Source organism: Ectopseudomonas oleovorans (assembly GCF_003052605.1).
Taxonomy (GTDB): Bacteria; Pseudomonadota; Gammaproteobacteria; order Pseudomonadales; family Pseudomonadaceae; genus Aquipseudomonas; species Aquipseudomonas oleovorans_A.
In genome coordinates this window covers 1-9,154 of sequence record NZ_QASO01000033.1, presented here as the reverse complement: position 1 = coordinate 9,154, position 9,154 = coordinate 1, and the positions used below count along the sequence as shown (strand labels likewise).

8 protein-coding genes and 1 pseudogene are annotated in these 9,154 nt (G+C 52.6%); 4 read left to right on the top strand and 5 right to left on the bottom strand.

Going from position 1 to position 9,154, the window contains the following annotated elements:
• Window positions 1-310 (bottom strand): IS66 family insertion sequence element accessory protein TnpB (gene tnpB / locus DBO86_RS05865; RefSeq protein ID WP_146173172.1); only part of this gene is annotated, 310 nt, incomplete at its 3' end.
• Between the two features lie 39 nt (window positions 311-349).
• Here tnpB and DBO86_RS26205 point away from each other — a divergent pair.
• Complete coding sequence (locus DBO86_RS26205) at window positions 350-850, top strand: DUF6088 family protein (protein WP_279630243.1); 501 nt, start codon at window positions 350-352, stop codon at window positions 848-850.
• A gap of 58 nt (window positions 851-908) precedes the next feature.
• On the opposite strand, the gene DBO86_RS25800 is transcribed toward DBO86_RS26205, so the two are convergent.
• The 4 genes from DBO86_RS25800 to DBO86_RS05845 form a co-directional block, all read right to left on the bottom strand.
• A complete protein-coding gene (locus DBO86_RS25800) occupies window positions 909-1,646 on the bottom strand; it encodes a hypothetical protein (protein ID WP_128578547.1) in 738 nt (245 codons plus the stop codon).
• Between the two features lie 302 nt (window positions 1,647-1,948).
• Window positions 1,949-2,809: a TniB family NTP-binding protein gene (locus DBO86_RS05855; protein ID WP_092375339.1), complete on the bottom strand. Its 861-nt coding sequence runs from the start codon at window positions 2,807-2,809 to the stop codon at window positions 1,949-1,951.
• Window positions 2,809-4,656, bottom strand: a complete 1,848-nt coding sequence (locus DBO86_RS05850; RefSeq protein ID WP_167399100.1) for a Mu transposase C-terminal domain-containing protein — start codon at window positions 4,654-4,656, stop codon at window positions 2,809-2,811. The genes DBO86_RS05855 and DBO86_RS05850 overlap by 1 nt, the downstream gene beginning before the upstream one ends.
• A gap of 170 nt (window positions 4,657-4,826) precedes the next feature.
• Entirely contained in the window at window positions 4,827-5,816 is a 990-nt protein-coding gene (locus DBO86_RS05845; protein WP_167399101.1) for a GlxA family transcriptional regulator, read from the bottom strand.
• 456 nt (window positions 5,817-6,272) lie between these two features.
• On the opposite strand from DBO86_RS05845, the gene DBO86_RS05840 reads away from it, so the two are divergent.
• The 3 genes and pseudogenes from DBO86_RS05840 to DBO86_RS05830 all read left to right on the top strand — a co-directional run.
• Window positions 6,273-7,400: a YkvI family membrane protein gene (locus DBO86_RS05840; RefSeq protein ID WP_003460110.1), complete on the top strand. Its 1,128-nt coding sequence runs from the start codon at window positions 6,273-6,275 to the stop codon at window positions 7,398-7,400.
• A gap of 323 nt (window positions 7,401-7,723) precedes the next feature.
• A complete protein-coding gene (locus DBO86_RS05835) occupies window positions 7,724-8,977 on the top strand; it encodes an OprD family porin (RefSeq protein ID WP_108233198.1) in 1,254 nt (417 codons plus the stop codon).
• Window positions 8,978-9,010: 33 nt separating this feature from the next.
• A pseudogene (locus tag DBO86_RS05830) lies at window positions 9,011-9,154 on the top strand (IS66 family transposase); the annotation flags it as partial.

The window sequence follows — 9,154 nt, the reverse complement described above, 5'->3', positions numbered from 1 at the left end:
GGTCGATACCGTCCAGCAACCAGTTCAGCTCCTGGGCCGTCAGCACGATCGCATCGTCGCCAGGCTGCGGATGCGACTTGAAGCGCTCAGCCTCCAAGCGCTTGAGCCACAGGCAGAAGCCGTTGCGCTCCCAATACAAAATCTTCACGCGATTGCGCGCGCGATTGAGGAAGACGAACAGCACGGGGTCGAAGACCGCCACCTTGATATCCAGCTCGACCAGAGCGGCCAGGCCGTCAATGGATTTGCGGAAATCCACCGGCTTGGGGTAGAGGTAGACTTTTTCAACTTTAGCGTCGGGGCGCATCATGGTGGCTGGCTCCAGAAAGAAATCGGAGCACAGCATTGACTGGCCTGCGGATCATTTGAAGATGGGGTTTGTGGAGCGCTTACGGTCAACCGAGGCGAGCTCGAACGGGTGTATCGCGGAATTTATATGCGCCCGAAACCCGGACGTTACGTTGCCAGGGCTCGTCCCAATCCCTGGAAATTGCTTAGCCTGATTACCAGGCAGAAGCGCTTGTCTCTGCAGATCCATGGTGCCAATGCCGTCAGGAGGTTTGGGCTCAGTACCCAGATGCCGCTCATTCCAATCTATTACACCAACGGAGCCAGCCGTTCAGTATTCATAGGTAAAGCTGAAGTCCGACTGATACATGCGGCCCCGATGGTGATGCAGCATGCCGGGACTGAGGCGGGGATGGCTATCAGTGCACTGTTTTATCTCGGTAAAGAAGGCGCTACTCCAGAATGCACTGCTGCGATTAAGAAAGCGCTTAGGCCTGACGACTTAATCAAATTGATGACCAGTAAAATACCGAAGTGGATGCGAATTGCGTTGGATTGCTAGCCCGCCATCCTCATATGTAGTCCGCCAATGGCGAGAAATTTATTTCCTTCAGAGCTACTTACATTTCAGGGGTCAAACCCGCAACAAAGCCATCAAAACGCGCCTGGCTTGAGTATGGAAGCCGACCAATCCTAGACAGAAGATAATCATAATCGCCAATAGAACTATAATTTGCACATCTAAAACCTAGCTCTAGGTTACTGAGACCGAAATAAGGAAACAAATCATCCACCATGCAATCAAGACGCCCAACCTCTTCATCAGAGAGAATCCCAAGCACCTTACCAGCTAAAATCACCCCACAAACCCTTTGATTTACATCAACTTCATTAACGCCATTCTCAAGTAGCCAAGAATAATCTTTTCGATAACGCCCTAGTCTCAGCTTAAAAGCAAACGTAAACGACCAAGACAGTCCGCCTGAATTATGGAGGCTGGGAGCCTGTGTCAATAACTCAAAAACAAGATCAAAGTATGCAGTTGAAGCAACATCAGCACCTGCACTATCCACCCTCGCTTCTTCGCTAGAACCATACCATTCAAATACTTGGATTGCAAGGTCATAAAGAGCTTTCTGCAAACTCTCGCTCTCCCACAAATTATAGTTTCTAGTACCTTGATATTGGTGGTAGGGGTATCGCGAAAACTCAGAGAATGCTCGCCAGCCTCTACCAATAGGATCACAGTTAAACCTAATACTCGACAACTTTTTCTCATGGAGCGGACAGAATACGCAAACGGCACTGCACCAGCTCCGCCGCCAATATGGAAGAATATTATTTTTAATATCATCCATTATACAATCCCGACAGTAAAATCGACGACTTTGCCATGACAAAAGCTTGCCAGGCTTCTTATCAAAGAATCGAAAATAGTCATCCTGAGCGAGATTCAGCCTCGATGTAACATCTTGGACATAACTAGAGCTAATATCAAAATCCGGATCCTCATAAACTAATTCACCACACCTATCAGACTCAGCCTTTACGCTGACTCCTTCCAATGAGAACCTCACCCAAGGAAACTTTATCATGCACCTATATATCCAGGATGAAAAGCACTCGTCCACGCTGGCGGGGCATAAATCAAGGAGGCGCATTAGTAACTCCATGGCGTCGAAATAGCTTTTACCAAAGAGCCTATGGTGATGCGTTCCTCTCCCGACTTTACTGCGTAGCATGCAGCAGATTTAATTGAGTTCATAATAGAGTCCATTCGCCCACCGGTATTCTCTAAAAGAAACCCAATAACCTCAGCACCATCAAGGTTTGACGGCCTTCTTAATGGTAGATTTTGCTCAACCCCCGCCAGAAACGATCTAAAAGACTCGCTTTCTCTCCAGTCATCAATCTGGACGCTATAAAATCGCCTAGAGAACTGTTCATCCATACTCAAAGCGTTCTTGGCGAGATTAATGCCGAAACCTATTATTGATAATCCATAAGTATTATTGGATAGCGACTTCAGAATGGACAAATTTTTAAGTTGTTCTGGCCTCGCCACCAGCATTGACTCGTGCAGCTCATCTATAATCAGAGCCTTTATTTTTCTCAACTTTATCACTTCGGCCAGTTCCGCCGGAAGCGTGGCTTTCCTAGGGTGTCCGAACTTAATCAGCCCATGAGGGAGGCCTAGTGCCGAAACAAGCAACTCACCAAACTTTAGATTAAATGGGTTCGCAACCATGTCTAGAAAGACAATTTGGTTAGAGAGTGCTTCAGAATTCCTTATCTGCTGAATGATTGAGCTTTTACCGGCGCCAGGAGCACCGGTTACAATCATACACGGCGCCTGCATTCTTCTAGGAACGGCCAGTAGATTTTCAACCATCTTTAAAATGCTGTTTGATTGAGGGTGGTCAATGTAAAAACTATCTCGCTGTATAGCGGCCAACCGCATGTCGTCAGATGAACATGCCAGTTCCCTAGCGCTCTCCGTTAAGTGCTCATAAGAACTCATCAAGACCTCCTAGAATAGGGCGTCGCCTTTTTCGAGTAGTCAGGTTTTTTGATTTCTTCATCTGACCTATCTGGAGCAGTCGCTGATATAGTCTCGTCAGCGATCCATGTGCTGGTCTCATGCTCGAATTTGGCAGCAATTATTTTTCTCGCTCGCTTTGTCTTCGTTACTGCCCCCTTCACTATCTGCTCATTTTTTTGTATCAAATCTATCAAAGCATGATCTTCCAATGCTCCATCTGGTGTGACGCCTTCTTTTCGCCTAAACTTCAATAGCGCCCTGTGTTCCTCATATGCAAAGTCACTAGTCGTTACATCCGAAAAGTACAGCGGAATATATCCTCCATCCAACCTTGCCCATATTGTCGCCATTGAGTGCGGATCGTACTTAATGACCACTCTCTCTTTACCTATATGGGGAGTTAATCCAGGGCTCCAGTACCATTTACCATTTAGAGTCACGCCCTGGGGGTGGATTTTTCGACTCATCTCCGGCATGAAGTCAAGACGAAACGTCCATGGATCGGAAATTATCGGAGGATGAGTAACGTTGTTTTCGGAATCAACAAAATGCGAATTCCACTCCGCCGCAGGAGAGCGGCCCAGCCCTTTATGCTTACGCCCATGATAAATAGCGACCTGCCCTGCAAACCATTGGCAAAATTCCTTGAAGGTCAGTGCAGAATTTTTCTCACTATCATAACCTCTGCGGCTAACAGGATTGGAGTGAGTAGTACCGGGCAAGAAGTGCACATAATCGGTCATCAGTGTGCCGATCAAACGCTCAACATGACCTCCATAATGCTTCGCCCCAATTGGCCGCCATTTCAAGCCAATCTTGTGTAGCACACAAGCACGCTGAAATTTAACGGTCTTGAACTCACTTGCGTTATCCATGTGCAAGAGTTTTGGAACCCCATAATATGGATGTAGACCTGCGCTCACTCCCAGTCTTTTAAGGAATTGATTTTTAGGAAGTGCGGCATGCGCTACAGCACAGGCAACAGAGAGGCTAGATGGCGGGTATAGACTTAGATAATAACCAAGAATAACCCTGGTCTTGAGGTCAATGAGGACAGTTAACCAGGGCCTACCTATTGGTCGGCGTGTAATTTGATCGACCAATATCAGATCTACTCTGGTATGATCCATCTGCACCCATTCAAGCGGCAGATGAATTTCCTTTTTACCTGGTCTTGCTGCATATTTTTGACTCGTCGCCTCATGCCCATGCTTTCTCAGATGACGCTCTTTCTCTGGTATATCTTTGAGCCGTGCAGATATTGCCGATCGAGAAGGTGGCTTTAAACCAAGCCTAATGGATAATTCTTCCGCCTTGCGAAAAACCGCAGCTATGGTTGCCGACTTTCCTATGTACGCTTCTTTGATTGCCTGTTTTATTACGTCATCGACATCTTTAATGAGTCTTCTAGAGCCTTTCTTGTTCCCTCTCTTCATCCTTAGCAGAGACGCTGGACCAATTTCTTCATCATAAAACTTAATGTTTCTATAAAAGGTACCATTTGAGACGCCGGCTTGCTCTAGCGCCTGAGTCAAGTTGAGTTCTTTTGCCAAGTATCTCTTTATTAAGTCGAACTGTGACTGAGCGGCCTGCAACTCCTCCAGGGGCACTACCGACTCGCTTGACAGCGACTCAACTTGAAGCAGATTAATATTATCCTCATCCCTTGAGGGTAAATGCTCAATTTCGTCAATATCGACAACTAACTTTTCACTGCTTTTTTTTAGGACAACCTCAATCGTCAAGTTAGGAAGGCATTTATTAACTGTTGCTACATGCCCCCTCGCGACGACAACCAAGCCCTCCCGCAGCAAAATTTGCCCCATGTTCCCTCCCTGCATCCTTCGATAGATCACAGTTCGTTATCAGCGTAGCTGGTCTTTGAAAAATGTAAAAAATACCTTTTAGTTTGTTTTTTTACAGGATATAAAAATCACGTTAGGTTTTTTTATAATAAATTCAATGAGATAGCATAATTACGATATTTAAGAGTCACCTACAAGCGGACGTTGCCTAAGCGCATTTCCTTCGATGGCGAATAGCCATAGAACGCTGCGTAGCATTTGCTGAAATGACTCGGCGAGACGAACCCGCAAGCCAGCGACACGTCGAGAATCGGCAGATCGGCATGCTGCAGCAGACGTCGCCCTTCGGTCAGGCGCAGCTCCAGGTAATAACGCACTGGCGTGGTGGCCATCTGTTCCTGGAACAGCCGCTCGATCTGCCGTCTGGAGCGTCCGACGTACTGGGCGATCTGGCTCAGGCTCAGCGGCTCTTCGATATTGGCGCTCATCAGTTGCACCACGTTGCGCAACGGCTCGCTCATTTTCTCGTGCAGCGCCGGCCGTGCGCGGCGGTAGCGCGACTCTTCGAAGGCCAGAATGTCGACGATGCCATCGGCCAGCTCGCGACCATGGCGTTTGCGGATCCAGTCCATCACCATGTGGAAGGCGCCATTGGGGCTGGCGGCCGTCAGCCGGTTGCCATCGACCATGTAGCTCTCGCTGGTCACCTGGCTGTTCTTGGCGATCTCGGCCAGTACGGCGCGATTCTCCGGATGGATCGCGCACTTGTGCCCATCCAGCAGCCCGGCCTGCCCCAGGAACCAGGCGCCGTTCCACAGTCCGGCCAGTTCCACGGCCTGCTTGTCGGCCGCGTGCAGCAAGGCGCTCAGCGCAGGCGAAGCCTTCAGCGGCGTGCGCAGGCCGCCGCAGACCACCAGGAGATCCATCTGCGCCAGATGCGGCAGTTGCAATTGTGCGTCGGGACAGATCACCAGCCCCAGGTCGCTGGTGACCGACTCGCCACTCAGGCTGAAGGACTCGGTCGCGAAGCAGTCAGGATTGATCAGGTTGGCCGTGACCATGGTGTCGAGTGCTTGGGTGTAGGCCGGCAAGGAGAAATGCTCGAGCAACAGAAAACCTACCCGAGCCTGCTGGAGCGGTTTTTTCCTGTCCTCCATGAAGCGCAGGTTCTGCCCCTGCATGGCTTCGCTGAAACTACGTCTGGGTAACAATTTCTAGACCTTCATCCGAACTACGTTTTATTGGATTTGTTATCGGCAATCGCATGTAGCGCATGCGGCTTTTGGATATTCAACCTTCTATCGATGTATCCGTTGCCAGGGCTGGCTCGTATTTTCGAGTACATATGCCCTCCTCTCCATTTCATTGGCAGCCAGCCAGGACATTGCTAGCTGGATTCTTCCCGATTATCGCGCGCTCGGCAAATCCGGAATTATTTCGGAACGCCAGTTCAACGGGGCGTCGCAAACAGACGAATCCATGCCGCTTATAGCCGCACTAAAAACCACACGACCGGCGTAATGTTTTTTCCATCTCATGCCAAAGCGAGTCAGAAAGAACCGCTAAAACGGGATGTTAAGTTCGGATACCGCGCCGAAGCCTTGCGACACGGCAGCCTCAACAAAAGGGAAATACCTATGACTCAGAACAACAATCCAGTGCGTCTGACACGCGTAATTTTGATAGGCGGATCATTGATCGCCCTGCTGGTCGGTTCTGGTTTCACCACCGGACAAGAAATCATGCAGTACTTCGTTGCATACGGTTATGCCGGTATCGCCAGTATTGCCCTGATGTTGCTGCTGTTCGTCTATGTCAATGTCAGTTTCGTCAGCGCCGGCCATGAACAGCAGTTCGCCGAGCCTAAAAGTATTTACCAGTATTATTGCGGCAGGCTAATCGGCAACTTCTTCGATTATTTCTCGGTCGTGTTCCTGTTCATGTCCTTCTGGGTGATGATCGCCGGTGCGGGAGCCGCGCTGCATCAGCAATTCGGCTGGCCGAGCTGGGTCGGCGGCGTGACAATGGGCGCCCTCACACTGGTGTCACTGTTCTTCGGCTTCAAGCGCCTAGTGGCGATCATCGGCTCGATTGGCCCGCTGTTGAGCGTTCTGGCCATCGTCATCGGCATCATCGGCTATGCAATGGCACCTGCCGGGCTGCTGGACTATGAAGCCAAGCTGGAGCCGCTGGTAAACGACGGCGCTATCCTGCAAGCCAGCAGCGACTGGTTGATCGCCTGCGCCTCCTATGTCGGCTTCTGCATGATGTGGCTGGCAGTGTTCATGACCAACCTGGGCAAATCGGCTTCCAGCAGAAAAGAAGCCTGCTGGGGTGCGACGCTGGGCGCGGTGTTGTTCAGCCTGGCTGTGCTGGCCCTGATGCTGGGCCTGGCCGCCCATCTCGACGACGTGGCCGGCACGCAGATTCCCACGCTGGTACTGGTGGCCAAGATCCATCCGTCGCTGGCTCTCGGCTTCTCGCTCATCGTCTTCGTCGCCATCTTCACCACCGCAGCCCCACTGCTATGGACACCGGTAAAGCGCTTCGCCCCGGACGAAGACAGCCCGCGTCACCGCCTCCTGCTGGTGCTGCTCGCGGTGATCGGCACAGTGGTCGGCCTGGCCATCCCCTTCGACCGCCTGATCAATATCGTCTACGTGATCAATGGCTACGTGGGTTTCGCCCTGCTCTTCCTGATGCTGGCCAAGGATATCCGCACGCGGTTGTTCAAGTCGGGGGCGGCCATTCCCTCCCGTCCCTGATGCGCGGCATGTGCTCTGCCTGGCGCCCAATAAAAAAGGCCGCTGGATAACCAGGCGGCCGAAGTCTTAACCAAAGGAGATGAAGAGGAGCCAGGGCGACGGCTTCCGGGATTGTTGCAATAACCGCCGCCTATGGAATCTTCATCGGGGAGAAGCCTATCGCCGATCCCCCCGAACACCGCATCGAAGTCGTTGATAGTGATCATCGATCAGCTCGAATAGTGCATCTGCAGATAGGCTGATAACTCTAAGCGCGCCCTCTGGGCCGGGCCTTACCTCGATGTAAGGCGCGTTTAGAGCAGCACACCAACACCGGAGCCCCCATGCACAAGAAGCACTGTCTCGCGCTGGCTTGCAGTCTCGCGCTGGGCGGGCCGTTGGCTCACGCCAGCAGTCAGTCCGAAACCAATGGTTTCGTCGAAGACGCCAGTCTCAATCTGTTGCTGCGCAACGCCTATTTCAACCGTGACTACAAGGACAACACCAACGACGCCAAGACCTGGGGGCAGGGTTTCATCGCCACCTTCGAGTCCGGATTCACTCAGGGCACCGTCGGCTTCGGCGTCGATGCTTTCGGCCTGCTCGGGGTCAAGCTCGACAGCGGTCGCGGCCGCAACTATCGCGCCTTCTTCGACACCGACAGCGAAGGTCGCCCGGTGGACGACCTGTCCCAGGCTGGCGGTGCGGTGAAGCTGCGCGTCTCCAATACCGTGATCAAGTACGGCAACCAGTTCCCTTCCCTGCCGGTTCTGGCCCATGACGACAGCCGTCTGCTGCCACAGTCGTTCACCGGCACGCTGGTCACCAGCAACGAGATCGAAGGCCTGGAGCTGAATGCAGGCCGCTTCACCGCGGACAGCCCGATGGGCGACTCGGCACGCGACCCCAATCGCCTCAAGAGCATTGATGTGCTCGGCGGCAGTTACGCCGTCAGCGACGATTTGAGCCTGGCGGCGTATCACGCCGATCTCGAGGACATGTACAAACGCTACTACGCCAACGTCAATTACAATCTGGCGCTGGCAGCGGATCAGGCGCTCAATTTCGACTTCAACATCTACCGCACCAAGTACGACACCGGCTCGGTGGCCGCGGTGGATCTTGGCGGTGACGGTCAGGGTGATCGCAACACCATCTGGAGCCTGGCGGCCAAGTACAGCATCGGCGCCCATGCCTTCATTGTCGCGCATCAGCGCAACAGCGGCGATGCCGGCTTTGCTTATGACTACGGTGATGGCGGTTCCAGCATCTACCTGGCCAACTCCTACTACTCGGACTTCAACCTGAAGGACGAGCGCTCCTGGCAGGCCAGCTACGAGCTGGATTTTGCCGAGTACGGTGTGCCGGGTCTGCGCTACAAGTTCGCCTACGTACGCGGTGACAACATCGATACCGGCAGCGACAACAACGGCACCGAGCGCGAGATCTTCAACCAGATCGGCTACACCATCCAGAGTGGCGCTGCCAAGGATCTGCACCTGCGCCTGCGTAACTCCATCTACCGCCCCAGCACCGACGTAGGGCCGGATCTCAACGAGATCCGTGCCTTTGTCGAATACCCGCTGAGCATCCTCTGATGGTCGCTGCCCCGGCCTTGGCCGGGGCAGTTCTCAGCCGCGCAGGATGTGCCGCTACGCCTGCTCGATGGCTACCGCGGCTACCTGATGACCGACGACTACGCCGGCTACAACGCCGTGGCTGCACGCGACGGCATCGAACGCCTGGGCTGCTGGGCGCATGCGCGACGCAAGTTC

Bases quoted from the DNA above. Each gene is read 5' to 3' on its own strand.
- DBO86_RS05855 (WP_092375339.1), bottom strand. From the start codon at position 2,809: ATGAGTTCTTATGAGCACTTAACGGAGAGCGCTAGGGAACTGGCATGT.
- DBO86_RS05845 (WP_167399101.1), bottom strand. From the start codon at position 5,816: ATGCAGGGGCAGAACCTGCGCTTCATGGAGGACAGGAAAAAACCGCTC.
- DBO86_RS05835 (WP_108233198.1), top strand. From the start codon at position 7,724: ATGCACAAGAAGCACTGTCTCGCGCTGGCTTGCAGTCTCGCGCTGGGC.
- DBO86_RS25800 (WP_128578547.1), bottom strand. From the start codon at position 1,646: ATGGATGATATTAAAAATAATATTCTTCCATATTGGCGGCGGAGCTGG.
- DBO86_RS05840 (WP_003460110.1), top strand. From the start codon at position 6,273: ATGACTCAGAACAACAATCCAGTGCGTCTGACACGCGTAATTTTGATA.
- DBO86_RS05850 (WP_167399100.1), bottom strand. From the start codon at position 4,656: ATGGGGCAAATTTTGCTGCGGGAGGGCTTGGTTGTCGTCGCGAGGGGG.